Source organism: Bacillus cereus group sp. BcHK124 (assembly GCF_027712065.1).
GTDB lineage: Bacteria > Bacillota > Bacilli > Bacillales > Bacillaceae_G > Bacillus_A > Bacillus_A pacificus.
The window spans coordinates 765,488-792,262 of sequence record NZ_JAQFPJ010000001.1; the positions used below are offsets into that span (position 1 = coordinate 765,488).

A 26,775-nucleotide genomic window follows, 5' to 3' on the forward strand; every position below is an offset into this window, starting at 1 on the left:
TTGCACCCTAGTCTCACAAGACTAGGGTATTTTTATGCAGAGGTTGTTATAAAAATGCAAAAGTGGTAACATAAAAATCAGAAAGATGAGGGATGACGATGAGCCATTTGTTAACGATGAGTGAATTATCGGAAGTAGAAATTTCAGAAATCCTAAAAGACGCAGAAGATTTTGCGAATGGGAAAGAAAGCAAAACGACAGAGCAAACTTTTGTTGCGAACTTGTTCTTTGAGAATAGTACGAGAACAAGATTTAGCTTTGAAGTTGCTGAGAAGAGATTAGGACTTGATGTTTTAAACTTTTCAGCTGATGCATCTAGCGTACAAAAAGGAGAAACATTATACGATACGATAAGAACACTAGAATCAATCGGAACAAAAGCAGTGGTCATCCGCCACGAGCAAGATCGCTACTTCGATGAACTAAAAGATCAGGTGAATATTCCAATCTTAAACGCTGGAGATGGATGTGGGAACCACCCAACGCAGTGCTTACTCGACCTTCTTACCATTAAACAAGAGTTTGGAAGATTTGAAGGATTGAAGATTGCGATAGTAGGAGATGTTCGTCATAGCCGAGTAGCACGTTCGAATGCAGAAGCATTAACGAAACTGGGTGCAACAATTTACTTCGCAAGTCCAGAAGAGTGGAAAGATGAAGACAACACATTTGGAACATACAAACCATTAGATGAGCTTGTTCCAGAAGTGGATGTAATGATGTTACTTCGTGTACAACATGAGCGTCATGATCATTATGAAACAGACATTATGAAAGAGTATCATGAGAAACACGGATTAACAGTGGAAAGAGAACAGCGTATGAAAGAAGGAAGCATTATTATGCATCCAGCTCCTGTAAACCGAGATGTTGAAATTGCAAGTGAACTTGTTGAGTGTGAGCGTTCACGCATATTTAAACAAATGGAAAATGGAGTTTACGTAAGAATGGCTGTACTAAAACGCGCCTTACCAAATGTATTAGGAGGAATGAAACATGAATTACTTGTTTAAAAATGGTCGTTATATGAATGAAGAAGGAAAAATCGTAGCAACGGATCTTCTCGTACAAGACGGTAAAATCGCTAAGGTAGCAGAAAATATTACGGCAGATAATGCTGAAGTAATCGATGTGAACGGAAAGTTAATTGCACCTGGATTAGTAGATGTACACGTACACCTTCGTGAACCAGGTGGTGAACATAAAGAAACAATTGAAACAGGTACACTAGCAGCGGCAAAAGGTGGATTCACTACAATTTGTGCAATGCCAAATACACGCCCAGTACCAGATTGTAGAGAACATATGGAAGACTTACAAAATCGTATTAAAGAAAAAGCGCATGTTAACGTATTACCATATGGAGCAATTACAGTACGTCAAGCGGGTTCTGAAATGACAGATTTCGAAACGTTAAAAGAACTTGGAGCATTTGCTTTCACTGATGACGGTGTAGGCGTACAAGATGCTAGCATGATGTTAGCTGCTATGAAACGTGCAGCGAAATTAAATATGGCAGTAGTTGCGCACTGTGAAGAGAATACTCTTATTAATAAAGGTTGTGTACATGAAGGGAAGTTTTCTGAGAAACACGGATTAAACGGTATCCCATCAGTATGTGAATCTGTACATATTGCAAGGGATATACTGCTTGCTGAAGCGGCAGATTGTCACTATCACGTATGTCACGTAAGTACGAAAGGCTCTGTACGTGTAATCCGTGATGCAAAGCGCGCTGGAATTAAAGTAACAGCAGAAGTAACACCTCATCACCTAGTGTTATGTGAAGATGATATCCCATCAGCTGACCCTAACTTTAAAATGAACCCACCGCTTCGTGGAAAAGAAGATCACGCAGCATTAATTGAAGGTTTATTAGATGGAACAATCGATATGATCGCAACTGATCATGCACCGCATACAGCAGAAGAGAAAGCACAAGGAATTGAAAGAGCACCATTCGGAATTACTGGTTTTGAAACAGCATTCCCGCTTTTATACACAAACCTTGTGAAAAAAGGAATTATTACATTAGAACAATTAATTCAATTCTTAACAGAAAAGCCAGCTGATACATTCGGCTTAGAAGCAGGTCGCCTGAAAGAAGGTAGAACAGCTGATATTACAATTATTGATTTAGAACAAGAAGAAGAGATTGACCCAACAACATTCTTATCAAAAGGAAAAAATACACCATTCGCAGGTTGGAAATGCCAAGGATGGCCGGTAATGACAATCGTTGGTGGTAAGATCGCATGGCAAAAGGAGAGTGCATTAGTATGAAAAGACAACTTATCTTAGAAGATGGAACAGTATTAATTGGAACAGGTTTCGGAGGAGAAATCGAAAAGTCAGGTGAGGTTGTATTTACAACAGGAATGACTGGATATCAAGAAACATTATCTGATCCATCATATTGCGGTCAAATTGTAACATTCACGTACCCATTAATCGGAAACTACGGCATCAACCGTGACGATTTTGAATCGATTCACCCATCTGTAAATGGTTTAATCGTAAACGAAATTTGTGATCACCCATCAAACTTCCGTAATGAAATTTCGTTAAATGACTACTTAAAAGAAAGAAACATCCCAGGATTAGCAGGGATTGATACGAGAAAATTAACGAGAAAAATTCGTCAATACGGTACATTACGCGGACGCCTTTGTAATATGGATGCAGATGTAGAATACATCGTGAGCCAATTAAAAGCGACAGTATTTACAGATCATGTGAAACGCGTATCAACGAAAGATCCATACCCAAGCCCAGGCCGCGGACATCGCGTTGTACTAGTAGACTTCGGTATGAAACATGGTATTTTAAGAGAATTAAATAAACGTGATTGCGATGTGATTGTAGTTCCTTACAATACAACAGCTGAAGAAATTTTACGCCTTAGCCCAGATGGGATTATGCTAAGTAACGGACCTGGGGATCCAAAAGATGTACCCGAAGCAATTGAAATGTTAAAAGACATTATCGGTAAAGTTCCTTTATTCGGAATTTGTCTAGGACATCAATTGTTCGCTCTAGCATCTGGTGCGAATACAAGTAAGTTAAAATTCGGCCACCGTGGGTTAAACCATCCAGTAAAAAATCTTGCAACTGGAAAAGTAGCAATTACATCTCAAAACCATGGTTACGCAGTAGAAGAAGAATCAGTTGAAAATACAGAACTTGAAATTACACATGTTGCTTTAAATGATGGAACAGTAGAAGGTCTTCGTCATAAGAAGTTCCCAGCATTTACAGTACAATACCATCCAGAAGCTTCAGCGGGACCAGAAGATGCAAATGATTTATTCGAAGATTTCTTAACAATGATTGAAAACTTCAAGAAAGAAGGGGAAGAGTTATGCCAAAACGCCTAGACATTAACACAATTTTAGTAATCGGATCGGGACCAATTGTAATTGGGCAAGCAGCGGAGTTTGACTACTCTGGTACACAAGCTTGTCAATCTCTTAAAGAGGAAGGTTACAAAGTAATCCTTGTTAACTCTAACCCAGCAACAATTATGACCGATACTGCAACAGCAGATAAAGTATACATTGAGCCTTTAACATTAGAATTCGTAAGCCGAATCATTCGTAAAGAACGTCCAGATGCAATCTTACCAACATTAGGTGGTCAAACAGGTTTAAACATGGCTGTTGAACTTGCAAAATCAGGCGTACTTGAAGAGTGCGGAGTTGAAATTTTAGGAACAAAATTGTCAGCAATCGAGCAAGCGGAAGATCGTGATTTATTCCGTACATTAATGCAAGATTTAAATGAACCAACACCACCAAGTGAAATCATTCATAACCTTGATGAAGCATATAGCTTTGTAAACGAAATTGGTTATCCAGTAATCGTTCGTCCAGCATTCACATTAGGCGGAACGGGCGGCGGAATTTGCCATAACGAAGAAGAGTTAATTGAAATCGTAACAAGTGGTTTAAAACATAGCCCAGTAACACAATGTTTATTAGAGAAAAGTATTGCTGGTTGTAAAGAAATTGAATATGAAGTAATGCGTGATTCAAATGATAACGCGATTGTAGTATGTAACATGGAAAACATCGATCCAGTTGGTGTTCATACAGGTGATTCTATCGTTGTAGCACCGAGCCAAACGCTAAGCGACCGTGAATACCAAATGTTACGTAATACTTCATTACGAATTATTCGTGCACTAGGAATTGAAGGTGGATGTAACGTTCAGCTTGCACTAGATCCATATAGCTTCCAATACTATGTAATCGAAGTAAACCCACGTGTAAGTCGTTCATCTGCATTAGCATCTAAAGCAACTGGATATCCAATTGCGAAATTAGCAGCGAAAATTGCAGTCGGCTTAACATTAGATGAAATCGTAAACCCAGTAACGCAAAAAACTTACGCTTGCTTCGAGCCAGCATTAGACTATGTTGTTTCAAAAATTCCACGCTGGCCATTTGATAAGTTTGAATCAGCGAACAGAACACTTGGAACGCAGATGAAAGCAACTGGTGAGGTTATGTCAATCGGACGTAACTTAGAAGAATCATTATTAAAAGCGGTTCGTTCTTTAGAGCTTGGCATTTATCACTTAGAATTAGACCACTTAAAAGAACTTGATAAAGAAACAATGAAAAAACGCATTATTAAAGCAGATGATGAGCGACTGTTTATCGTAGCAGAAGCAATTCGTCAAGGTGTAACGAAAGAAGAGATTAACGAATGGTGTGAAATGGACTTCTTCTTCTTACAAAAAGTTGAAAATATCGTAAATATGGAACGCGAAGTAAAAGCGAATGTAGGAAATATGGAAGTACTACAAACCGCAAAAGAAATGGGCTTCAGCGATCACTACATCGCAGCAGCTTGGAACAAAACGGAGCGCGAAATTTACGATATGCGTAAAGAAAATAATATGACGCCAGTATTCAAAATGGTAGATACTTGTGCGGCAGAGTTTGAATCTGCAACACCGTATTACTACAGCACATACGCTGAGGAGAACGAATCAATTGTAACAGATCGTAAGAGTGTAGTAGTTCTAGGATCTGGTCCGATCCGCATTGGTCAAGGTGTTGAGTTTGACTATGCAACAGTTCACTCAGTATGGGCAATTAAAGAAGCTGGATATGAAGCGATTATCATTAACAATAACCCAGAAACTGTTTCAACAGACTTCAGTATTTCTGACAAATTATACTTTGAACCATTAACGATTGAAGATGTAATGCACATCATCGATTTAGAAAAGCCAGAAGGTGTTATCGTTCAGTTTGGTGGACAAACGGCGATTAACTTAGCGGCGAAATTAGAAGAACATGGTGTGAAGATTTTAGGAACATCACTTGAAGACTTAGACCGTGCAGAAGATCGTGATAAATTCGAAGCTGCTTTAACAAAACTTGGTATCCCACAACCAGTTGGTAAAACAGCAACGACTGTAGAACAAGCGGTAGCAATCGCAGAAGAAATTGGTTACCCAGTATTAGTAAGACCATCTTACGTACTAGGTGGACGTGCGATGGAAATCGTATATCGTCAAGAAGAACTACTGCACTACATGAAAAATGCAGTTAAAGTTCACGCAGATCACCCAGTATTAATCGACCGTTACATGGTCGGTAAAGAAATTGAAGTAGATGCAATTTCAGACGGTGAGAATGTATTCATTCCAGGTATTATGGAACATATTGAACGCGCTGGAGTTCACTCTGGTGACTCAATTGGAGTATATCCACCACAAAGCTTATCTGAAAAATTAAAAGAACAAATTATTGAACATACAATTGCACTTGGAAAAGGATTAAACATTGTTGGATTACTAAATATCCAGTTTGTCGTATTCGAAAATCAAGTGTACGTAATTGAAGTAAATCCACGTGCGAGCCGTACAGTACCATTCTTAAGTAAAATTACAGGTGTACCAATGGCAAACGTTGCAACGAAAGTTATTCTAGGGCAAGACCTAGTAGAGCAAGGATACGGAACGGGCTATCACCCAGAAGAGAAAGAAGTATATGTAAAAGCTCCGGTATTCTCATTCGCGAAATTACGCTCAGTGGATACAACATTAGGACCTGAAATGAAATCAACAGGGGAAGTAATGGGTAAAGATTTAACGCTTGAAAAAGCATTATATAAAGGATTAGTTGCTTCTGGAATTAACATCCCAACGCACGGATCAGTAATCATTACTGTAGCGGATAAAGATAAAGAAGAGGCGATGGAAATTGCAAAACGTTTCCATGAAATCGGCTATAACTTATTAGCAACAGCTGGAACAGCACAATCATTAACAGAGCAAAATATCCCAGTACAAGTTGTAAACAAAATTGATTCTGAGGACTACAACTTACTAGATATTATCCGCCAAGGAAAAGCACAGTTTGTAATCAATACATTAACAAAAGGCAAACAACCAGCGCGTGATGGTTTCCGCATTCGCCGTGAATCAGTAGAAAATGGTGTAGCTTGCTTAACATCACTTGATACAACGAGAGCAATCTTACGAGTATTAGAATCTATGACATTCTCAGCTCATTCAATGAAAGAAATTACGCAAACAAAGCGTCACGAGGTGGTACATGCATGATGCAAAAGCAAAATATGATCGTCGTTAATCAAAAAGAAATCGCAAAGAACATTTACGAATTAGTGCTTCAAGGAACTTTAGTACAGCAAATGAACGAACCAGGGCAGTTTGTACACATTAAGGTAGCAGAGGGCATTGCGCCCCTTCTGCGCCGCCCAATTAGTATTTGTAATGTAGATCAAGAGAAGAACGAATTTACAATGCTATATCGTGCGGAAGGACAAGGGACAAAAACATTAGCAACTAGAAAACAAGGTGAAATGGTAGATGTATTAGGACCATTAGGACACGGTTTTCCTGTAGAAGAAGCAGAAGCTGGTCAAACAGCTTTACTAGTAGGCGGGGGGATTGGTGTACCACCACTTTATGAATTATCACAGCGCCTCGTTGCAAAAGGTGTACGTGTGATTCACATCTTAGGTTTTCAAACGAAAGATGTAGTTTTCTATGAAGAAAAATTTGCAGAACTTGGTGATACGTACGTTGCGACAGTAGACGGTACACACGGTACAAAAGGATTTGTCACAGATGTAATTGATCATTACGGAATTGACTTTGATATTCTTTATTCATGTGGTCCGTTAGCGATGCTTCGTGCATTAGAAGGACGTTACAAAGAGAAAAAAGCCTATATTTCATTAGAAGAACGTATGGGCTGTGGTATTGGAGCTTGTTTCGCATGTGTATGCCACTTACAAGAAGATCCAAGTGGACATTCTTACAAGAAGGTGTGTAGCGACGGACCAGTATTTCCAATCGGGGAGGTTGTACTATGAACAGATTGCAAGTTGAATTACCGGGATTATCATTAAAAAATCCAATTATACCAGCATCTGGATGCTTTGGGTTTGGTCGTGAATATGCACAGTTTTACGATTTAAGTGTACTAGGATCAATCATGATTAAAGCGACGACAGAACAACCACGCTATGGAAATCCTACGCCTCGTGTTGCTGAAACACCGGGCGGCATGTTAAATGCAATCGGACTTCAAAACCCAGGATTAGAAAAAGTAATGAATTCTGAATTACCATGGTTAGAACAATTTGACCTTCCAATCATTGCAAACGTTGCAGGTTCACAAGCTGAGGATTACGTAGCGGTTGCAAAGGAAATTTCTAAAGCGCCTAATGTCCATGCACTGGAATTAAATATTTCTTGTCCAAACGTAAAAACAGGTGGTATCGCCTTTGGTACAAATCCTGAAATTGCTGCTGATTTAACGAAGCGAGTAAAAGAGGTTTCTGAAGTACCTGTATACGTGAAGTTGTCACCGAACGTGGCAAACATTGTGGAAATTGCAAAAGCGATTGAAAATGCAGGTGCAGATGGTTTAACGATGATTAATACATTGCTTGGTATGCGTCTAGATTTAAAAACAGCTAAACCAATTTTAGCAAACCGTACAGGCGGATTATCAGGTCCTGCGATTAAGCCAGTAGCAATTCGTATGGTACATGAAGTAAGCCAAGCGGTTAACATTCCAATTATCGGAATGGGTGGCATTGAAACAGCGGAAGATGTAATCGAATTCTTCTACGCTGGCGCAAGCGCAGTTGCAGTAGGTACAGCGAACTTTATCGATCCGTTCGTATGTCCGACAATTATTGAAGAGTTACCAGCATTACTAGATGAATTAGGATTTGATCACATTTCGGAATGTCAAGGAAGGAGCTGGAAGCAAACATGTCACAGTCGTTAATCGTTGCACTAGATTTTCCAGGGAAACAAGATGTAGAACAATTCTTGCGCCACTTTGAAGGGGAAGAGTTATTTGTCAAAGTTGGTATGGAGTTATTTTACAAAGAAGGCCCTGCAATTATTACGTACTTAAAAGAAAAAGGACATAAGATTTTTCTAGATTTAAAACTTCATGATATTCCAAATACAGTAAAAAGCGCTATGCGTAGCCTAGCTAGTCTAGATGTTGATATGGTAAATGTTCATGCTGCTGGGGGAAGCAGTATGATGAAAGCTGCGATTGAGGGATTAGAGGAAGGTAAGCAAGAAGGAAAAGAGAGACCGATTTGTATTGCAGTTACACAACTAACAAGCACTTCGGAAGCTATGATGAAAAAAGAGATCGGCATTGAGAAAACGTTAGAAGAAGCGGTTGCTCATTATGCAAAACTAACGAAAGAAAGTGGACTTGATGGCGTTGTTTGCTCAACGCTTGAAGTTCCAAAACTACGTGAAGTATGCGGAAATGAATTTGTAACAGTAACACCGGGGATTCGTCTTGCGAGCGATGATGTAAATGACCAGGTGCGCGTAGCAACACCGAAACGTGCGAGGGAACTTGGCTCAAGTTATATCGTAGTTGGACGTAGTATTACAAAAGCAGAAAATCCGCTTGAAGCGTATAAAACAGTAAAACAACAGTGGGAAGGTGTAACAGTATGAAAAAAGAAATCGCATCGCATTTATTAGAAATTGGAGCAGTATTTTTACAACCGAATGATCCATTCACATGGTCTTCAGGTATGAAATCACCAATTTATTGTGATAACCGTTTAACTTTATCTTATCCGAAAGTACGTCAAGCAATTGCAGCTGGATTAGAAGAGTTAATTAGAGAGCACTTCCCAACTGTAGAAGTTATTGCAGGAACAGCAACTGCTGGTATTGCGCACGCTGCATGGGTAAGCGATCGTATGGATTTACCAATGTGCTACGTACGTAGTAAAGCAAAAGGTCACGGTAAAGGGAACCAAATTGAAGGAAAAGCTGAAAAAGGTCAAAAAGTAGTAGTAGTAGAAGACTTAATTTCAACTGGCGGTAGTGCAATTACATGTGTAGAAGCACTTCGCGAAGCTGGCTGTGAAGTATTAGGAATCGTATCAATCTTCACATACGAGCTTGAAGCAGGAAAAGAAAAACTAGAAGCAGCTAACGTAGCATCATATTCTTTAAGCGACTACAGTGCATTAACTGAAGTTGCAGCAGAAAAAGGTATGATCGGACAAGCTGAAACGAAAAAATTACAAGAGTGGCGTAAAGATCCAGCTAACGAAGCTTGGATCACAGCGTAACACGAAAAAAGACGACTGCGGGGGAACGCGGTCGTCTTTTTATATCACTGTTAAAACTTCATGTAAAGAGCATATAGTAGGAATATTGTACTTGAGTTGCGAGTTATCCCGATTTAACCATATCCCTTGCATTCCAGCTGCTGTACTACTAATTGCATCTGTCTCTAATCGATCACCAATATAAAAGCAATCTTTCATTTCAAGATTCAATTGTAATACAGTTCTTTGAAAAATTTCAGGGTTTGGTTTCGATATGCCAAGTTCACTAGAAGTAAATATGTATTTGAAATAGTGTAGAATGTTTAGAGCAGTTAACTTTTCGACTTGTTGCTCATATTCACCGTTGCTAATGATACCTAATGAGTGTCCTTTTTCCTGTAAGGTCTGTAATGTATAGTTTACATCTTCAAACGCAGTCCAGTTGTTCTTATATAGTTCTATATATTGATTGAATCTGTGCTGAGATTCCTCGGGTGATAAGTTTAATCCATATGTTTTAAATAAATGATACATTCGAATCCTTTGTTGTTCTTGAAAAGATAATTCCTTGGATAAAAATTTGTTGAAATATTCTTCGGATAATTCATGCCAGACTTTTGTGGCCTCTAATTCATTACCTGAAAAAATAGTACTATATACTTGAAAGAAATCTATAATACCTTTTCTTTCAGCGGCCTCATAATCAAGTAAAGTTCCATCGACATCAAAGAAAATCATATGACAATCTCCTCGTTAATAACTATTTAGCGCTGTCCGCAACTTCATGTCCTCTCACAAACAATAAAGTCATATAAGAAACAATAAATGAGAAGATGCTATACATGCCAACCCAAAAGAAAAACTTCGGAGTAAAGGCGATAACACCTATTATTAAAAAACTAGCAAACGTTACAATCGGCATGACGTAATACGTTTTTGTCTTGCAGGTTCCAACAATAGAAATGATAAAGATAAGTAATGGACAAATTAATAAGACGAAAATCAATTCATTCATAGCTATGTCCCCTTTTCTAATGGAAATAATCTGTTTCTCGTAAACGTTTTGAAATAATTACTCTCCTAATATAATTTCGCTAAGTAATAACGAATCCCTCTTGAAAACTGATAATTCATGATGAATTTTACAAGCAAAAAGCGTAAGCAAAAGAAAACTTGCTTACGCTATAGAATAAACATCGCAACGATCGTGGTGACAATTAAGCCAATCCCAACTGGTAAAAAGTTTCGACGTGCAAGTTCAAATGGATCGACTTTACAAATCGCAGCGGCAGGAATAAGTGCCCAAGGAATTAACGTCCCGCCCCCGGTCCATATAGCTGCAATTTGCCCGAGGGCTGTTAATGTAGCTGTTCCATGGCCAAGTGCTGTTCCGAAAAGATTGGCAATGGAACCAGCAAGTGATATACCAGAAAAGCCAGATCCATCTAAGCCGGTAATGACACCAACGATAGTTAATGTCCCTGCCGATACATATTGATTTAAAGGAACAGTTTGAGACAAAGCGATTCCTAAGTCGTTAATGATTCCGTGTGAACCTTTCGGTAAATAGTCTCCGATAATTTTTACAAAACCGCTATCTCCTAAATAAAAGAGTGCGGCAATTGGAATAACTGGACCAAAGATTTTAAAGCCAAATTGGAGCCCTTCTATAAAATAATCGGTCGTTTTATTTAGTCCATTTCCTTTGTAAGCGATGAGAGAAATGATGATAATCATAATAACAGTGGTCCCACCGATAAGTGCAGTTGCGTCGCTTCCTTGTAGTTTAAATTGAATCATGCAAAGGATATCGATGGCATATATGATCGGAATACAAATAGCGAGCCATTTTTTTGTCTGAGGAGATAATGAAGTGAGCGTTTTAGAAGACGCAGTTGATGGAATAGATTCTTGTATAGAAGATAATCCTGTATGAAATTCTTTTCGTAAGAAGAAAAATGCGACGGAAGTTGTCACAATGCCCATAACAATTACGAGAGGAACACTGGCAGAAACAACGCTAGAAACAGGAAGACCAGCAGCGTCCGCTGTTAATTTTGGTGCACCTTGAATAACGAAGTCACCAGATAAGGCGATGCCGTGTCCGAATAAGTTCATAGCGATGGCAACTCCAATTGGCGGAAGGCCAACGCGTACAGCGACGGGTAATAAAATAGCCCCCATTAAGGCGACAGCTGGAGAAGGCCAAAAGAAGAAAGAAATTGTCATCATTAAAAGGCCGATAATCCAGTAGGCGAGGGTAGGTGTACGAATCATCTTTGTAAATGGTGAAATCATCGTATCATTTATGCCGGTATGAACGAGTAAATTGCTCATGGATACGATAATGGAAATGATTAATATAGTTGGTAAAAGTTCAGTAATAGCGTAAATGAAACTTTGAAAAATACCGCTAATAGCAAGAGGGATAGAACTTGTAGCTGTTAATGCTAATAAAAAGATAAAAACGATACAAATAATAGTCGTATCCTTTCGGAAAATAAAAAAGGTAATAATGGTGAGTAAACAAATAACATAGAGAGCGTGTAATAGCGTTAATTCAACTGCCATAACATTCACATCCTTTAGGCATTCGTGTAGTTTATTGTATGAAAGCGGTGAAAGTATGTGAGTATAGGAAAAAGAAAAAGTAAAATTTCATGTACTGTAATGGTAAGAATGATAAATGGATGTTACAATACAATTAATCCTAAAAATGGAATTAAAGGAGGGCTTATGCACAAAAAAATTGGATTTTGGGGATTCGTTATATCTTGTAGTCTATTAATCATTTTAAACTTGTTTACAAACAATGAATGGATCAGTATTATACCTGTTTTCGGATTTGTTTTTGTACTGTTATATAACTGGGATGATATGAAACAATATAGTAAGAAAAATATCGGAATTATGATAGGTACCATTGTTGTTTGCTCATTTTTCGTAGGATTTATTTTAATTGAAGGGCAGAAGCAAATGGAAAAAATGTCTATTTTTCAAGAGTGGATGTCTTCTGCGAAGGGGCTTTATATTGTCATTGTAGTTGTTGTTTTTCTAAGAATTGTTATAAGGATAACAAGTTACATATTAAAGGAAAAGTAGAATGGTGGAGTATGAATGAGAGAGAAAATTGGGTATTATGGTGTGCTCGTTTGTTTGCTATTATCAGTTATTTCAGGACAATTTCTTAACAGTGCATGGGTGCCAGTTATATTATGTATAGGGGTGTTGGTTTTTGCTCCTATGTATCGCTGGGACGAGTGGAAAGCATACAGCCGAAAAAAGAAAATTATTTTCAGCATCGAGTTTGTTATTATAATTAGCACGATTCCATTTTTGTTACTGAAGGGAAATGAAATAATAGATGGGATTGTAATGTTTCAAGGCTGGTTATTTATTGCAAAATTACTATATTTAATGTGTGTTTTAATAGTGGTAGCGCTAGTCGCTAAAAAAGTAAATGAAAAGTTATTTGCTAATGAATAAAAAAAGTGCCACCTTATTCGGTGGCACTTTCTCATTTTATTGAATGAGCTTTTTGCATCTTTTTAATTAAACGAATTTGTCCGCGATGATTGATTTCATCTTCAAATACGTGAAACCACTTAAAATAGTTATTTGCTTGTTTGTCATACCAAAAGTCTGTCGTTTTAAACAGCCATTCATCAGGTAACGATTGGAATGTTTCAATTGTTTTGGAACGTACTTCTTGTAATGTATCAATATAAAATTCTATAGAGTTTCCTTTTATTTTCTCACGTCCAAGAGCTTCTAACTCGAGGCCAGGTAACCATCTTTCTAGTTCGGCCTCCGTTGGTTCGCGGTCTTCAAAAGTATGAATCTGGTAATAAAATTCAACAGCAGCCATGTGATATAATAGCATGCCGATTGAATTTGCTTCCTCATTATATAAATAATCAAGTTCTTCCATTGTTAAATCTTCCACCGCTTGCATTGTTGTATAGCGAGCGTAATTCATCATGGAAACTAGTTTGGAAAATTCAGGATGTAAACCATCGATTTTATCTATTACAAAGTTCAATTACAATTCCCCCTCTTTAAACGAATACTCCAGAGAAGGCATTCTATGTGCAGAGAAAAAATCCTGTTGAAAATTTCAAAATATTAACAAGGGATTACAATTAGTTCTCTATTTGATTTTGTAATAACTTCATATCCGTCTTTTGTAATGACAATATCATCTTCAATTCTACAACCGCCCCAGTTAGGTATGTAAATACCTGGTTCAACTGTAACGACCATACCCTCTTCTAAAGTAGCCTTACTTTCTTGGGATAGGCGGAGAGGTTCATGAATTTCTAATCCAAGACCATGACCAGTAGAATGTCCAAAATATTGACCGTATCCATGCTCAGTAATGTAGTTTCTCGTTATATCATCGATACGTTTTGCAGTTTCTCCAGGTTTAATCGCTTCAGTCCCGCGTTTTAATGCTTCTCGTACAATATTGTATATCTTTTTAAATTCTTCTGATGGTTCCCCGATTGCTACAGTACGTGTTATATCGGAACAGTATCCGTCGTAAAGTGCACCGAAATCTAATGTAACGATGTCGCTCCGCTCGATTATTTTATTTGATGCAACGCCATGAGGAAGAGAAGAACGAACACCAGAAGCTACAATAATTTGAAATGATGAAGATGTAGCTCCTTTTTTTCGCATGAAAAATTCTAACTCATCTCGTACATCATTTTCACTTATTCCCGGTTTTAGAAACGTAAGAATGTGGTGAAATGCTTCGTCCGCAATATGAGCTGCAATTTTCATTGTTTCTATTTCAGGCGTGTCTTTAATGATACGAATACTTTCGATAATTTCGCACACTTGAATCATTTCCGTATGTACGTATTTTTGCAAGTTTTTATATTGTTGCAATGTCATGTTGTTTTCTTCAATTCCAAGTTTTTGAATGTTTAATTTCGATACTTGATGTGCAATCTCTTTTTCTAAATTTCCTTTATGCATAACAATTTCAGCATCTTGTATTTGTGATTTTGCTTGATCTACATAGCGGAAATCTGTTATGAAAACAGCTTGATCCGCAGAGATTAAGACGACGCCAGCACTACCTGTAAAGCCTGTTGCATATTGACGATTTTCTTTTTTTGTAATAAGTAACCCGTCAATTCCATACTTATGTAGTTGTTTTTGGATATTAGTTATTCTTATATTCATTTTAATGCCTCCTTTTTATATTTAATAAAGCAAAAATTGTGCCAATATACTTATTGACAATAAAAGAGAAGAGGGAGTTTTGTGTCAAAAAAACTAGACAAATATAAAATGAGGATGTAAAAAATTTATACAGTAATGTAAACTTGCATATTATAATCTTTCAATTCTAATATTATGTTTTTTGTATAAATAAATGGTGATAATTGGTATAATAAGAGGTCGTTATGTGTTCTTGTAGATAAAGGTGCGTAACGAATAAATAGGAATAAGGAATGTGAGTATATGAAGAAATTAAGTAAAGTCATGTCATTTTGCTTCGCTGCTAGTATGCTAGTTGTAACAGGGTGTGAAAAAAGTGAAATCAAAGCTCAAGCAAATGAAACGATTGAACAGCTTGATGAAGCGCCGGAAGTGACAGAAAAAGAAGCGAAAAAGATTGTAAGAAAGAGTGTAGATGCAATAGCAAATGCATTTAGTGAGATGGAAAAAGAAAATGGATGGAGTCGAAATAACCCTGGAGATTTGGCGACAGCGAAAAAAGGAGTTAAGGGATTAGTTACAGAAAAATTTGTAGAGAACCAGCTTCCTAATTCGCTTGAAACATTTAATAGATCTAGAGAGACAGATATGTTGCCATTCCCTATTAATATTGAACCAGAAATGAGATTAACGTATACACAGAAAGATAAAAATTTAATGATTGAAACGATTATACCTTCAAATGATATGGGAAATGAAGCAGAGATATGGGAGTTTATTTTCGTTCATAAAGATGGAAAATGGTTAATGGATAAATGGTCATCGCATACACCGAGAGATTTAAAACTTACGAAGGAAGAAGCTAGTGAGTTTCTGAAAATTCGAGGCTTTAAGAATGTCGATTTTGTTAAAGAAGAAAACAGTGGTGACAAAAAATATATTTTTAAAGAAAATACTAGATCAATAGCTGTGGATGCAAAAACATCGGTTATTACATATAATTTAGATGAGCAAAAGCAGGAAAAAGAAGCGAAAGAAAATAGTAGTCAAGAACACGAAAACATTAAGGAAAATAACATGAGTACGCATGCTACTTCTAAAGAAGAGAAGCAGACTAAAAAAGAAACTTCGTCAGCAGTAGGTAAAAGTAAGGTTTTAAATGAGTTAGCGGCTCTAGAAAACCAAGAAAAACATACAAATGTCATGTCAACAAATGACATAGTAAATGAAATAGAAGGAAATTATGAACTGTGGGATAATAAACTAAATGAAATTTACAGTACATTAAAAAATACGATGTCCCCTGATGCATTTCAGTCATTAAAAACGAAACAAATTGCGTGGGTTAAAGAAAAGGAAAGTAAGGTTAAAGCAATTGGTACTGATACAAATAACGGGACGATGAGACGTATAGATGCTTCAGAGGAGAAATACAAGATGACAAAAGAAAGATGTTATGAATTAGTGAATGGGTATATGAACTAGTTGGAACGAATATAAAAATGCGTTGCTTATGAGCAACGCATTTTTATATTTAAGCTTTTAATTTCATTACAGTATCAGCATCCGGTGTAACATATACGGTTTGCTGATTGTCGTACGTAACAAAACCAAGTTTTGCACCACTCGGTTTTTTCACATGGCGTATTTTGGTGAAATCAACAGGTACAGAACTAGACTCTTTTGCTTTACTGTAATAAGCAGCAATTTTGGCAGCTTCTAGTAAAGTTTCTTCAGCAGGTTCTAAAGAACGAATGACAACGTGAGAACCAGGTATGTCTTTCGTATGTAACCAAATTTCATCACGACGGGCAAATTTCGTTGTTAAATAATCATTTTGCTTATTGTTTTTACCGACGAAAATCTCTGTGCCATCACTTGCTACATATTTATCCAATACTGGTTTAGTAGGCTTTTTCTTTCCGTTTTTCGTTTTACGATTGCGCATATAACCTTCTTCAGCTAATTCCTCACGAATTTCTTCAATATCTTTTGAAGAAGCAGCTTCCATTTGTTGAAGTAAGCTATCAAAATAAAGAATTTCTTCCTTTGTTTTTTCGATTTGTTCTTCTACAACAACAACTGAATTTTTCGCTTTTTGGTACTTTTGGAAATAGCGTTGTGCATTTTCAGATGGCGTTTTTAAAGGATCTAATGCGATCTTTACAGTTCCGCCATTTTCATCATAATAGTTAACGACTTCAATATCTTTATCGCCTTTTTTCAAAGCGTACATATTGGCTGTAAGTAGTTCGCCAAATAGTTGATATTTATCTGCTTTTCCAGCATCTTGTAATGTTTTTTCTAGTTTAATGAGTTTTTTCTCATTTTTATTTTTTTCGTTTTGCATAAAGCGCTCTAAATCATGAGCTTGTTGTTTTACACGGTCACGCTCTGCTTTTCCAAAAAAGAAACGGTCTAGCAATTCACTAACAGATGAGAATGTCTTGTCTTCTCCAGCTAAGTGCGCAAGAGGGAAAAGATAAAAGAATTCTTTCCCATTTGAAGTAGTCATTGTTGGTGAATATGTATGAGTTAATAATGGTTTTTGTATGGAGAAAAATGCGTTAGCTAATACTTTTTCATTTACCATACCTGCTTTTTTCACTACTTCTTTTGCGAATAATGGTGATATTCCGGTAAAGGTTCCGACCAGCTGTTTATCCATGTTTCCAGATAGAAAGTCTAGCGGTCTAATAAATTCATCATTTGTTTCGATCTGAAGTGGGTTAATTTTATGTTGTGCTGGTGGTGCAATATATTCAGCTCCAGCGTATACAGTTCGATGTCGGTTTACTGCTAAGGAAACGTGTTTTAAGCTATCTAAAATATTGTTTGTTTTTGTATCTACTAAAATGATGTTACTATGTCGTCCCATAATTTCAATTACTAATGTTTTTAGCGATTCATCACCAATTTCATTTCTGCTACGAACGGTAATTTGAATAATACGCTCTAAATCAATTTGTTCAATTTTTTCAATAAATCCACCTTCTAAATGCTTACGAAGAAGCATACAGAACATTGGTGGAAGTGCAGGTGAATCATAATTTTGATTTGTTAAGTGTAAACGTGCATATGTCGGATGAGCGGAAAGAATCAGTTTTTGATTTTTTCCGTTTGCTCGAATATGTAATAAAATCTCGTATTTTGAAGGTTGGTATATCTTAGAAATTCTTCCTGTGTAAAGAGAATTTGCAATTTCATGTGTAATTGCTCTTGTAAATAATCCATCGAATGCCATAAAAACACTCCTTTCTAACTAAAAGTTAATTATAGCATTTTTTTGGACGAGGCTGAATAAGCTTTCAATAGAGTATGTCTGGAATCAGGAGGTCGATAGCAGGATGAACTGGTATGGAATGCGTGCACATGAAGTGGAAGAAAGAACGAATACAAATGTGAAGGTTGGACTTACAGAGAAAGAAGCAGAAGGGCGAATAAAAAAATTTGGTACAAATGAACTAGATGAAGCGAAAAGGCCTTCTGCACTAATGGTATTTTTGGCGCAATTTAAAGATTTTATGGTGCTTGTTTTGTTTGGTGCAACAATCGTTTCGGCTTTTTTAGGGGAATACATTGATTCTATTGCGATTGTGGCAATTGTTATTATCAATGGTATTCTCGGATTTTTTCAAGAAAGAAAGGCTGAAAAGTCATTGGAAGCTTTAAAAGAGCTAGCCGCCCCGCAAGTAACTGTACTGCGAAATGGAAAGTGGGTAAAGGCACCGTCTAAAGCACTCGTTTTAGGTGATATTATTAAATTTTCTAGTGGCGATCGTGTTGGAGCTGATGTACGTCTTGTTGAGGCGTCGAGTTTATATATTGAAGAATCGGCTTTGACAGGAGAGTCAGTACCCGTGCAGAAGAAAGTAGAAGCATTGCAAGGGCAAGATGTTTCAATTGGTGATCAAAAAAATATGGCTTTTATGGGTACGATGATTACACGAGGGTCTGGAACAGGAGTCGTTGTAGCAACGGGTATGAATACAGCGATGGGACAAATTGCAAATATGTTACAAAATGCAGAGCAGATGGAAACACCACTGCAAAGAAGATTAGAGCAACTCGGAAAAATATTAATTATTGTGGCTCTTGTTTTGACAGCGCTTGTCGTGTTAGCTGGTGTGTATCAAGGGAATGAAGTGTATCATATGTTTTTAGCGGGTGTGTCGCTAGCTGTTGCTGCTATTCCAGAAGGATTGCCAGCAATTGTTACAGTAGCCTTATCACTTGGTGTACAGCGTATGATAAAAAAGAGAGCAATTGTAAGAAAGTTACCAGCAGTAGAAACGTTAGGTTGCGCTTCTGTTATATGCTCTGATAAAACAGGAACGATGACGCAAAACAAAATGATGGTAACACATATGTGGTCAGGTGGAGAGTTGTGGAAAGTGACAGGCCAAGGATATGAACCTAATGGCTCGTTTATGAAAGGTGAAAAAGAAATTAATCCAGCTAAGACGAAATCACTTTATCAACTACTTACATTTGGTTCGTTATGCAATAACGCAAATATTATTCAAAAGAAAAAGGCGTATGTATTAGATGGAGATCCAACTGAGGGAGCGCTTGTAGCTGTAGCAATGAAAGCGGGGATAACGCGTGAGGCGCTGAAAGGGAAATTTGAAATTATCCGTGAATTTCCGTTTGATTCAACTCGAAAAATGATGAGTGTTATTGTACGAGATCGAGAGGGTAAAAAGTTTGTCGTTACGAAGGGAGCACCAGATGTCCTTCTGCAAATGAGTCAAACGATTTTATGGGGGGATAAGCAGCAACCATTAAGTGAGTTGTATAGAAAAGAAGTACAGGCGGCTATTCATAGCTTAGGTAGTCAAGCACTTCGAACAATTGCAGTTGCTTTTAAGCCTTTAAAAGTAACAGACTCAATTGAACATGAAAGAGACGTTGAAAAAGATTTTATGTTAGTTGGAATACAAGGAATGATTGATCCGCCAAGACCAGAAGTAGAGCAGGCAGTAAAAGAGTGCAGAGAAGCTGGTATTCGAACGGTGATGATTACAGGTGATCATAAAGTGACTGCAATGGCGATTGCAGAACAATTAAGCATCTTACCACCAGGTGGACGCGTTGTTGAAGGGGTAGAACTCGCAACTATGGATGTAGAAGAATTAGAAAATGTTGTAGAAGATACGTATGTATTTGCTCGTGTATCACCAGAACATAAATTAAAAATTGTTAAGGCGTTGCAAAATAAAGGACATATAGTGGCGATGACAGGTGATGGAGTAAACGATGCTCCGGCTATAAAAACTGCGGATATTGGGATAGCGATGGGAATTACAGGGACAGATGTTGCAAAAGAAGCTTCTTCTCTCGTATTGCTGGACGATAATTTCGCTACGATAAAATCAGCAATTAAAGAAGGTAGAAATATATACGAGAACATACGTAAGTTTATTCGTTATTTATTAGCATCGAACGTTGGAGAAATTTTGGTCATGTTATTTGCAATGTTACTTGCACTACCGCTGCCGATGGTTCCAATTCAAATTTTATGGGTGAATTTAGTTACTGACGGTTTACCGGCGATGGCGTTAGGTTTGGATAAGGCCGAGGGAGACGTGATGAAGAGAACGCCGCGTCATCCGAAAGAAGGGGTATTTGCTAGAGGGCTTGCCTGGAAAATTATAAGTCGTGGCTTTCTAATTGGGGCAGTGACGCTAGTAGCATTTATTATTGCGTATAATCAACATCCAAATGAACTGAAATATGCACAAACTGTAGCGTTTGCAACATTGGTACTTGCTCAGCTGATTCATGTATTTGATTGCCGAAGTGAGCATTCTGTTTTCCACCGCAATCCGTTTGGAAATGTGTATTTAGTAGGAGCGGTTATCATTTCATTACTACTCATGCTAGTCGTTATATATTATCCACCGTTACAACCGATTTTTAGCACGATGCCAATACAAGCGAGAGATTGGTTGTTAATTGGAGGTTTATCGTCAATTCCGACCTTCTTATTAGTAGGCTCTTTATTAACAGGGAGAAAAGGGAAGAAGGAAAAGCCAATATTATATAAGAAGGGATTAAACTTGAAATAGTCAATGATATGAAAATGTGATATAATTTACAGAAGGTAGTAGAGCCTTGTCTCTATTACCTTTTTCATTGAGTTATTTCATGGCTTGGATGTGATAAAAAATGATTTGTAGTATGACAGGATTTGGAAGGTCGAAAGTAGAGAGTGATACTTTTCAAATTACAGTAGAAATGAAATCGGTGAACCATCGTTTTCTAGAGATGAGTATTCGACTACCGAAGCAAATGATGGTATTTGAAGACAAAATTCGTAAAATAATTGCACAGCAAGTTCGCCGTGGACGTATTGAAGTGTCTATTAGTATAGCGGGTGAAGGGCTTGTTGAAAGAAAATTAAGTGTGAATTGGTCGCTTCTTGAGCAGTACCAATCAATTATGGAAGATATAAAAGGAAAATTTCAATTACAAGATTCTATTACACTCGAGCAATTAATGGCAATGCCAGAAGTAACAGCGATTGAAGAGGTAGAAAACGTAAATGAACAATTTGAGAACAGTTTATATGAGGCTGTTCGCCAAGCTGCTCATATGTTAAAAACGATGAGAGATGGCGAAGGAGAACGATTACATAAAGATATAGCGTATCGCTTACAAGAGATTCACAATTGTGTAAATGCTATTATTCCGCATGCACCAATTGTTACACAAAAATATCGTGAACGATTAGAAAATCGCTTAAAGGAATTACATAATCAAGATCTAGATGAACAAAGATTGCTAACAGAAGTTGCAATCTTTGCTGAGCGTTGTGATATTCACGAAGAGTTAGTTCGTTTGCAAAGTCATTTAGAACAATTCCGTGAAACACTGCAAATTGAAGAGCCTGTTGGAAGGAAAATGGATTTCATCGTGCAAGAGATGCATAGAGAAATTAATACGATTGGTTCTAAGGCAAATGACTTAACAATTTCAAAATATGTTGTAGAAATGAAAAATAACCTTGAAAAAATTCGTGAACAAGTACAAAATATTGAGTAGCTTTCAAAAAATATATAAAGTTATACGTGGTGGAGAAATCGGATAGACTTACTAGGAGGCGCAAACTATGGCCATGCGGTTTTTAAATATTGGATACGGAAATATTGTATCTGCTCATCGAATTATTGCTATTGTAAGTCCGGAGTCAGCTCCTATTAAACGAACAGTACAGGAAGCACGCGAACATAATGCTTTGCTTGATGCTACGTATGGGAGAAAAACAAGGGCGGTTATTGTTATGGATGATGGGCATGTTGTATTAAGTCCAATTCAGCCAGAGACGATTGCACATCGTTTGAATAATAAAGAAGATTTAAGTGAGGAAGGGTAGGTTTTACATATTTATGAGAAGTAGAAGAGGATTGCTCATCGTTCTTTCAGGACCTTCTGGGGTTGGTAAAGGAACGGTTCGAAAAGAGCTGTTTAGTCATGAGGATACACGTTTTCAGTATTCCATTTCAGTAACGACACGTAAGCCGCGTGAAGGTGAAGTGGATGGTGTGGATTATTTCTTTAAAGAGAGAGAAGAATTTGAGGAAATGATTCGTAATGAAAAATTACTTGAGTGGGCTGAGTTCGTAGGTAATTATTACGGAACACCAATTGACTATGTTGAAAAAACATTACAAGAAGGAAAAGATGTATTCTTAGAAATTGAAGTGCAAGGAGCAATTCAAGTTAAGAAAGCTTTCCCAGAAGGTGTATTTATTTTCTTAGCACCTCCAAGTTTATCTGAACTAAAGAACCGAATTGTCGGTCGTGGTACAGAAACTGAAGATGTTATTGAAAATCGTTTAACGGTAGCGAAAGAAGAAATTGATATGATGGACGCTTACGACTACGTTGTAGAAAACGACCAAGTTGAACTAGCTTGTGAAAGAATTAAAGCAATTGTGGTTGGCGAACATTGCCGCCGCGAAAGAGTAGCAAAATATTATAAAGAAATGACGGAGGGTCTATAATTATGTTAAATCCATCAATTGATTCATTATTAACAAAAATCGATTCTAAATATACACTTGTAACAGTGGCTGCAAAACGTGCGCGCGAAATGCAACTTGCTAATAACTGTGTTGTAGAAAAACCAGTTTCTCATAAATGTGTAGGTAAAGCATTAGAAGAAATCGATATTGAAGCGTTAAGCTACGTACCAAGTGAAGATAAAGTAACTGAATAAGACTTTGTCTTCGACAATTTAAAACATAGACTTTATAATTTTCTATGTAACGGTAACAACCTATTTACAAGTAGGTTGTTATTTTTTTACGGTAGGGAAGAAATATTGATACTGATGAGCTGATAATCTTGTTTCAGTATGATAAGTTTGAAAAAGAAAGAGGACGAGCCATATGCTAAAAGGGAAAAAGATACTTTTATGTGTAACAGGAGGCATTGCGGTCTTTAAAGCGGCTGCGTTAACGAGTAAATTGACACAATCTGGTGCTATTGTAAAAGTAATGATGAGTGAGTCGGCAATGAAATTTGTTACACCTCTTACATTCCAAGCGCTTTCTCGCCATGATGTATATACGGATACATTCGATGAGAAAGACTCAGCTGTTATTGCTCATATCGATTTAGCAGATTGGGCAGATGTTGTACTTGTTGCACCTGCTACAGCCAATTGTATTGGAAAGTTAGCTAACGGTATTGCAGATGATATGATTACAACTACTTTGTTAGCTACTACAGCCCCAGTGTGGATTGCACCTGCTATGAATGTGCATATGTATGAAAATAAAATTGTTCAAAAAAATATGATGACGTTAAAAACGTTAGGGTATACATTTATTGAGCCCGGAGAAGGTTTTTTAGCGTGTGGTTATGTAGCGAAAGGAAGATTAGAAGAACCTGAAGCGATTATCGCACGGTTAGAAGAGGCTTTTTCAGAACAAAAACCATTACATGGAAAAAGAATATTAATAACTGCTGGTCCAACGCGTGAAAAGATTGATCCAGTTCGTTTTATGACCAATTTTTCTTCTGGAAAAATGGGATATGCGATTGCGGAAGTGGCAGCGAACTTAGGTGCTGACGTCATACTCGTTTCGGGACCGACAGCATTACATCCACCATTACATGTAACTACGGTGCAAGTGGAATCTGCGCAAGATATGTTAGAGGCGGTTATTCAACATTATGAAGACGTAGATGTTGTTATTAAAACAGCAGCAGTTGCAGATTATCGCCCGAAATACGTTCATGATAATAAAATGAAAAAGAAAAATGGCGATGCTGTAATTGAACTTGAGAGAACAGTAGATATTTTAAAAACGTTAGGTGAGATGAAGGACAAACAGTTACTTATCGGTTTTGCGGCTGAAACGACAAACGTAGAGGAATATGCAACGAAAAAATTACGTGAGAAAAATGCGAATATGATTGTTGCAAACGACGTAAAGGCGCAAGGAGCTGGATTTGGTACAGATACGAACATTGTAACAATGTATAGAAAAGATGGAGAAGTTATAGAGTTGCCACTTTTAACGAAGAAAGAGGTTGCTCGTGAAATATTAAAGCAAATTGAAATGATGTTAGAAGATGATCGTCTATGAAATTTGCAAGTGTAATTGTTGATGTACCTGCACGTCAGACAGATCGACCATTTGATTATATTATCCCTAAAAAATGGGGAGATATTGTCCAGACAGGCATGCGTGTAGTAGTTCCGTTTGGCCCAAGGAAATTGCAAGGTTTTATTATTGGGATTAAAGATTCTGTTGAAGTAGAAAGTAAGAAGTTAAAGACAATCCATGAAATTTTAGATGTAACACCCGTTTTAAATGAAGAGTTGTTAAAGCTAGGGTATTGGCTTACAAGTGAAACGTTATGTTATATGATTTCAGCTTTTCAAGTTATGCTTCCAACGGCGATAAAAGCAACATATAAAAAACGTCTACAGCTTCGCAAACAAGAAGAAGTAGCACCTGAACTACTGTTTTTATTCCAGGACAGAGAAGCGATAGATTGGGAAGCGATTGAGACGCAGCCACATCTATACCGCACGATTCAACAAGAAATTAAACATGGCACGATTGAAGTTGTTTATCAAGTAAAAGATAAAGTACAAAAGAAGAAACAAAGAGTCGTTCAACCGGAGTTGTCAGAAGATAAATTAGAATTAGCAGCATTTGAACTGAAAAGTAAAAAACAACAAGATGTCCTCTATTATTTTGTGGAAAATTATAAAAGTGTACCGTTGAAAGTAATAACAGAAGAGTTACAAATAACAGATGCTCCAATTAAAGCACTTGTTAAAAAGGGACTACTCTCAGAAAAGTATGTGGAAGTGTACCGAAATCCGTATGACGATGACGATTTTGAACAAACGAAACCATTCCCACTTACTGAGGAACAAAAGCAAGTTATTACACCGATTTTATCATCAATTACAAATGAAACTTACAATCCATTTTTACTATATGGTGTTACAGGAAGCGGAAAAACAGAAGTATATTTACAATCTATAGCAGCGGTGCTCGAGAAAGGAAAAGAAGCTATTGTACTTGTTCCTGAAATTGCACTAACGCCTCAGATGGTAGATCGTTTTAAAGGTAGATTTGGCTCACAAGTTGCAGTTCTTCATAGTGCGCTGTCTGTTGGAGAAAAATATGATGAATGGCGTAAGATTTTAAGAAAAGAAGTGAAAGTCGTAGTTGGTGCACGTTCAGCTGTATTTGCTCCTTTTGAAAATTTAGGGATTATTATTATTGATGAGGAACATGAATCGAGCTACAAGCAAGAAGATAATCCGAGGTATCATGCAAGGGATGTAGCTGTGTGGAGAGGACAATATCATAAATGCCCTATCGTTCTTGGTAGTGCAACACCGACGCTTGAATCGTTTGCAAGAGCGAAAAAAGGTGTGTATGAATTACTGACGATGGAAAAACGTATGAACGAACAAGCTTTACCGACAGTAGAGATTGTTGATATGCGTGAAGAACTTCGTGACGGGAATCGCTCCATGTTTTCAAAGGCACTGCATGAAAAAATAGCAGATCGGTTAGAAAAGAAAGAACAAATGGTGCTCTTTTTAAATAGAAGAGGTCATTCTACATTTGTTATGTGCCGTGATTGCGGGTATGTTGTACAATGTCCGCATTGTGATATTTCGCTGACATATCATAAAATGAACCATCGTTTAAAATGCCATTATTGCAGTTACGAAGAAAATATGCCGACTGCGTGTCCTGCTTGTCAAAGTACATACATTCGTTTCTTTGGTACAGGTACGCAAAAGGTAGAAGAAGAAATTACAAAACTATTTCCAGAGGCACGAGTCATTCGAATGGATGTAGATACGACGAGTCGTAAAGGGATGCATGAGAAATTATTAAAGGCGTTCGGGGAAGAAAAAGCAGATATATTACTTGGAACACAAATGATTGCAAAAGGATTAGATTTTCCGAAAGTAACGCTTGTTGGTGTTTTAACTGCTGATACGATGCTTCATTTACCTGATTTCCGGGCGAGTGAAAAGACTTATCAGTTATTGACGCAAGTAAGTGGACGAGCAGGCCGACATGAATTGCCAGGGGAAGTTATCATTCAAACGTATACGCCAGAACATTATAGTATAGAGTTAGCAAAGAACCAACAATATGATGTGTTTTTTGATCAAGAAATGCAAATGAGGCGAACGAGACAATACCCACCTTATTACTATGTTGTACTTGTGACGGTATCTCATCCGGAATTATTAAAGGCAGTACAAGTGACGGAAAAAATTGTCGGTCATTTACGGACGCACTGTTCGCAGCAAACGATGGTGTTAGGACCGGTTGCTTCAGCAATTCCAAGGATAAAAGATAGATATCGTTATCAATGCATGATAAAATACAAACGGGAACCAAACTTAAAGAACGTGCTCAAAATGGTAAATGAACATTATCAAGCAGAAATGCAAAAAGAGCTACAAATCTCAATTGATTTTAATCCAACAATGTTAATGTAGCGGAG

Annotated in this window: 24 protein-coding genes; 18 read left to right on the forward strand and 6 right to left on the reverse strand. The window is 37.3% G+C overall.

Features of this window, described 5'->3' with window-relative positions; translation table 11 throughout:
* Window positions 1-98: 98 nt before the first annotated feature.
* From pyrB to pyrE, 8 genes are read left to right on the forward strand one after another with little or no spacing between them, the layout of a single operon-like run.
* Window positions 99-1,013: an aspartate carbamoyltransferase gene (gene pyrB, locus PDK19_RS04225; protein ID WP_000018853.1), complete on the forward strand. Its 915-nt coding sequence runs from the start codon at window positions 99-101 to the stop codon at window positions 1,011-1,013.
* Window positions 997-2,283 carry a dihydroorotase gene (gene pyrC / locus PDK19_RS04230; RefSeq protein WP_001108374.1) on the forward strand — a complete coding sequence of 429 codons (1,287 nt, stop codon included), beginning with the start codon at window positions 997-999 and terminating at the stop codon, window positions 2,281-2,283. Before pyrB ends, pyrC begins: the two co-directional genes overlap by 17 nt.
* Window positions 2,280-3,377, forward strand: a complete 1,098-nt coding sequence (locus PDK19_RS04235; RefSeq protein WP_000828682.1) for a carbamoyl phosphate synthase small subunit — start codon at window positions 2,280-2,282, stop codon at window positions 3,375-3,377. The genes pyrC and PDK19_RS04235 overlap by 4 nt, the downstream gene beginning before the upstream one ends.
* The gene (gene carB / locus PDK19_RS04240) at window positions 3,362-6,580 is read left to right on the forward strand and encodes a carbamoyl-phosphate synthase large subunit (RefSeq protein ID WP_001126114.1); all 3,219 of its coding nucleotides are present in this window, start codon (window positions 3,362-3,364) and stop codon (window positions 6,578-6,580) included. Before PDK19_RS04235 ends, carB begins: the two co-directional genes overlap by 16 nt.
* The gene (gene pyrK / locus PDK19_RS04245; RefSeq protein ID WP_000983358.1) at window positions 6,577-7,356 is read left to right on the forward strand and encodes a dihydroorotate oxidase B electron transfer subunit; all 780 of its coding nucleotides are present in this window, start codon (window positions 6,577-6,579) and stop codon (window positions 7,354-7,356) included. The genes carB and pyrK overlap by 4 nt, the downstream gene beginning before the upstream one ends.
* On the forward strand, window positions 7,353-8,282 hold the full coding sequence (pyrD, locus tag PDK19_RS04250) for a dihydroorotate oxidase B catalytic subunit (RefSeq protein WP_001081057.1): 930 nt from the start codon (window positions 7,353-7,355) through the stop codon (window positions 8,280-8,282). The genes pyrK and pyrD overlap by 4 nt, the downstream gene beginning before the upstream one ends.
* Window positions 8,267-8,983 carry an orotidine-5'-phosphate decarboxylase gene (pyrF, locus tag PDK19_RS04255; RefSeq protein WP_000083496.1) on the forward strand — a complete coding sequence of 239 codons (717 nt, stop codon included), beginning with the start codon at window positions 8,267-8,269 and terminating at the stop codon, window positions 8,981-8,983. The genes pyrD and pyrF overlap by 16 nt, the downstream gene beginning before the upstream one ends.
* Window positions 8,980-9,612 carry an orotate phosphoribosyltransferase gene (pyrE, locus tag PDK19_RS04260; protein ID WP_270706631.1) on the forward strand — a complete coding sequence of 211 codons (633 nt, stop codon included), beginning with the start codon at window positions 8,980-8,982 and terminating at the stop codon, window positions 9,610-9,612. The genes pyrF and pyrE overlap by 4 nt, the downstream gene beginning before the upstream one ends.
* Window positions 9,613-9,651: 39 nt before the next feature.
* Here the strand turns inward: pyrE and PDK19_RS04265 are convergent, their stop codons facing one another.
* The 3 genes from PDK19_RS04265 to PDK19_RS04275 form a co-directional block, all read right to left on the reverse strand.
* Complete coding sequence (locus PDK19_RS04265; RefSeq protein ID WP_270706633.1) at window positions 9,652-10,329, reverse strand: HAD family hydrolase; 678 nt, start codon at window positions 10,327-10,329, stop codon at window positions 9,652-9,654.
* Between the two features lie 22 nt (window positions 10,330-10,351).
* Window positions 10,352-10,606 (reverse strand): YbeF family protein, encoded by a 255-nt coding sequence (locus PDK19_RS04270; protein ID WP_270706635.1) that lies wholly within the window; start codon window positions 10,604-10,606, stop codon window positions 10,352-10,354.
* 167 nt (window positions 10,607-10,773) lie between these two features.
* Window positions 10,774-12,162, reverse strand: a complete 1,389-nt coding sequence (locus PDK19_RS04275; RefSeq protein WP_088106433.1) for a hypothetical protein — start codon at window positions 12,160-12,162, stop codon at window positions 10,774-10,776.
* 99 nt (window positions 12,163-12,261) lie between these two features.
* Between PDK19_RS04275 and PDK19_RS04280 the strand changes: the two genes are divergently transcribed.
* Together PDK19_RS04280 and PDK19_RS04285 are read left to right on the forward strand one after the other, a co-directional pair.
* Window positions 12,262-12,693, forward strand: coding sequence for a YoqO family protein (locus PDK19_RS04280; RefSeq protein ID WP_170932381.1), 432 nt, complete (start codon window positions 12,262-12,264; stop codon window positions 12,691-12,693).
* A gap of 15 nt (window positions 12,694-12,708) precedes the next feature.
* Complete coding sequence (locus PDK19_RS04285; protein ID WP_001208269.1) at window positions 12,709-13,077, forward strand: YoqO family protein; 369 nt, start codon at window positions 12,709-12,711, stop codon at window positions 13,075-13,077.
* A 31-nt stretch (window positions 13,078-13,108) separates the two neighbouring features.
* On the opposite strand, the gene PDK19_RS04290 is transcribed toward PDK19_RS04285, so the two are convergent.
* Both PDK19_RS04290 and PDK19_RS04295 read right to left on the reverse strand, forming a co-directional pair.
* Window positions 13,109-13,633, reverse strand: a complete 525-nt coding sequence (locus tag PDK19_RS04290) for a DinB family protein (RefSeq protein ID WP_001012019.1) — start codon at window positions 13,631-13,633, stop codon at window positions 13,109-13,111.
* Between the two features lie 83 nt (window positions 13,634-13,716).
* The gene (locus PDK19_RS04295; protein WP_001026203.1) at window positions 13,717-14,787 is read right to left on the reverse strand and encodes a M24 family metallopeptidase; all 1,071 of its coding nucleotides are present in this window, start codon (window positions 14,785-14,787) and stop codon (window positions 13,717-13,719) included.
* A 282-nt stretch (window positions 14,788-15,069) separates the two neighbouring features.
* Between PDK19_RS04295 and PDK19_RS04300 the strand changes: the two genes are divergently transcribed.
* The gene (locus tag PDK19_RS04300) at window positions 15,070-16,251 is read left to right on the forward strand and encodes a lysozyme inhibitor LprI family protein (RefSeq protein WP_000736512.1); all 1,182 of its coding nucleotides are present in this window, start codon (window positions 15,070-15,072) and stop codon (window positions 16,249-16,251) included.
* Window positions 16,252-16,300: 49 nt separating this feature from the next.
* On the opposite strand, the gene PDK19_RS04305 is transcribed toward PDK19_RS04300, so the two are convergent.
* Entirely contained in the window at window positions 16,301-18,010 is a 1,710-nt protein-coding gene (locus PDK19_RS04305) for an Rqc2 family fibronectin-binding protein (RefSeq protein WP_270706637.1), read from the reverse strand.
* A gap of 103 nt (window positions 18,011-18,113) precedes the next feature.
* Between PDK19_RS04305 and PDK19_RS04310 the strand changes: the two genes are divergently transcribed.
* The 7 genes from PDK19_RS04310 to priA all read left to right on the forward strand — a co-directional run bounded on the left by PDK19_RS04310 (window position 18,114) and on the right by priA (window position 26,770).
* Window positions 18,114-20,837: a calcium-translocating P-type ATPase, SERCA-type gene (locus PDK19_RS04310; protein WP_270706638.1), complete on the forward strand. Its 2,724-nt coding sequence runs from the start codon at window positions 18,114-18,116 to the stop codon at window positions 20,835-20,837.
* A 100-nt stretch (window positions 20,838-20,937) separates the two neighbouring features.
* Window positions 20,938-21,813: a YicC/YloC family endoribonuclease gene (locus tag PDK19_RS04315; RefSeq protein ID WP_000564120.1), complete on the forward strand. Its 876-nt coding sequence runs from the start codon at window positions 20,938-20,940 to the stop codon at window positions 21,811-21,813.
* Between the two features lie 67 nt (window positions 21,814-21,880).
* Complete coding sequence (gene remA / locus PDK19_RS04320) at window positions 21,881-22,144, forward strand: extracellular matrix/biofilm regulator RemA (protein ID WP_001251456.1); 264 nt, start codon at window positions 21,881-21,883, stop codon at window positions 22,142-22,144.
* Window positions 22,145-22,157: 13 nt separating this feature from the next.
* Window positions 22,158-22,775, forward strand: a complete 618-nt coding sequence (gmk, locus tag PDK19_RS04325) for a guanylate kinase (RefSeq protein WP_001257738.1) — start codon at window positions 22,158-22,160, stop codon at window positions 22,773-22,775.
* 2 nt (window positions 22,776-22,777) lie between these two features.
* Complete coding sequence (gene rpoZ, locus PDK19_RS04330; protein WP_000933969.1) at window positions 22,778-22,990, forward strand: DNA-directed RNA polymerase subunit omega; 213 nt, start codon at window positions 22,778-22,780, stop codon at window positions 22,988-22,990.
* 172 nt (window positions 22,991-23,162) lie between these two features.
* Window positions 23,163-24,368, forward strand: a complete 1,206-nt coding sequence (gene coaBC, locus PDK19_RS04335; protein WP_000911756.1) for a bifunctional phosphopantothenoylcysteine decarboxylase/phosphopantothenate--cysteine ligase CoaBC — start codon at window positions 23,163-23,165, stop codon at window positions 24,366-24,368.
* Window positions 24,365-26,770, forward strand: coding sequence for a primosomal protein N' (gene priA / locus PDK19_RS04340; protein ID WP_270706640.1), 2,406 nt, complete (start codon window positions 24,365-24,367; stop codon window positions 26,768-26,770). Before coaBC ends, priA begins: the two co-directional genes overlap by 4 nt.
* Window positions 26,771-26,775 lie beyond the last annotated feature (5 nt).

Excerpts from the sequence above, each read along its gene's own strand:
- pyrD (WP_001081057.1), top strand. The coding sequence starts at position 7,353 with ATGAACAGATTGCAAGTTGAATTACCGGGATTATCATTAAAAAATCCA.
- priA (WP_270706640.1), top strand. The coding sequence starts at position 24,365 with ATGAAATTTGCAAGTGTAATTGTTGATGTACCTGCACGTCAGACAGAT.
- PDK19_RS04270 (WP_270706635.1), bottom strand. The coding sequence starts at position 10,606 with ATGAATGAATTGATTTTCGTCTTATTAATTTGTCCATTACTTATCTTT.
- PDK19_RS04235 (WP_000828682.1), top strand. The coding sequence starts at position 2,280 with ATGAAAAGACAACTTATCTTAGAAGATGGAACAGTATTAATTGGAACA.
- pyrC (WP_001108374.1), top strand. The coding sequence starts at position 997 with ATGAATTACTTGTTTAAAAATGGTCGTTATATGAATGAAGAAGGAAAA.
- PDK19_RS04275 (WP_088106433.1), bottom strand. The coding sequence starts at position 12,162 with ATGGCAGTTGAATTAACGCTATTACACGCTCTCTATGTTATTTGTTTA.
- PDK19_RS04285 (WP_001208269.1), top strand. The coding sequence starts at position 12,709 with ATGAGAGAGAAAATTGGGTATTATGGTGTGCTCGTTTGTTTGCTATTA.
- PDK19_RS04310 (WP_270706638.1), top strand. The coding sequence starts at position 18,114 with ATGAACTGGTATGGAATGCGTGCACATGAAGTGGAAGAAAGAACGAAT.
- PDK19_RS04295 (WP_001026203.1), bottom strand. The coding sequence starts at position 14,787 with ATGAATATAAGAATAACTAATATCCAAAAACAACTACATAAGTATGGA.
- pyrB (WP_000018853.1), top strand. The coding sequence starts at position 99 with ATGAGCCATTTGTTAACGATGAGTGAATTATCGGAAGTAGAAATTTCA.
- PDK19_RS04280 (WP_170932381.1), top strand. The coding sequence starts at position 12,262 with ATGGTAAGAATGATAAATGGATGTTACAATACAATTAATCCTAAAAAT.
- coaBC (WP_000911756.1), top strand. The coding sequence starts at position 23,163 with ATGCTAAAAGGGAAAAAGATACTTTTATGTGTAACAGGAGGCATTGCG.
- remA (WP_001251456.1), top strand. The coding sequence starts at position 21,881 with ATGGCCATGCGGTTTTTAAATATTGGATACGGAAATATTGTATCTGCT.
- gmk (WP_001257738.1), top strand. The coding sequence starts at position 22,158 with ATGAGAAGTAGAAGAGGATTGCTCATCGTTCTTTCAGGACCTTCTGGG.
- pyrF (WP_000083496.1), top strand. The coding sequence starts at position 8,267 with ATGTCACAGTCGTTAATCGTTGCACTAGATTTTCCAGGGAAACAAGAT.
- pyrE (WP_270706631.1), top strand. The coding sequence starts at position 8,980 with ATGAAAAAAGAAATCGCATCGCATTTATTAGAAATTGGAGCAGTATTT.
- PDK19_RS04305 (WP_270706637.1), bottom strand. The coding sequence starts at position 18,010 with ATGGCATTCGATGGATTATTTACAAGAGCAATTACACATGAAATTGCA.
- pyrK (WP_000983358.1), top strand. The coding sequence starts at position 6,577 with ATGATGCAAAAGCAAAATATGATCGTCGTTAATCAAAAAGAAATCGCA.
- PDK19_RS04265 (WP_270706633.1), bottom strand. The coding sequence starts at position 10,329 with ATGATTTTCTTTGATGTCGATGGAACTTTACTTGATTATGAGGCCGCT.
- carB (WP_001126114.1), top strand. The coding sequence starts at position 3,362 with ATGCCAAAACGCCTAGACATTAACACAATTTTAGTAATCGGATCGGGA.
- rpoZ (WP_000933969.1), top strand. The coding sequence starts at position 22,778 with ATGTTAAATCCATCAATTGATTCATTATTAACAAAAATCGATTCTAAA.
- PDK19_RS04300 (WP_000736512.1), top strand. The coding sequence starts at position 15,070 with ATGAAGAAATTAAGTAAAGTCATGTCATTTTGCTTCGCTGCTAGTATG.
- PDK19_RS04315 (WP_000564120.1), top strand. The coding sequence starts at position 20,938 with ATGATTTGTAGTATGACAGGATTTGGAAGGTCGAAAGTAGAGAGTGAT.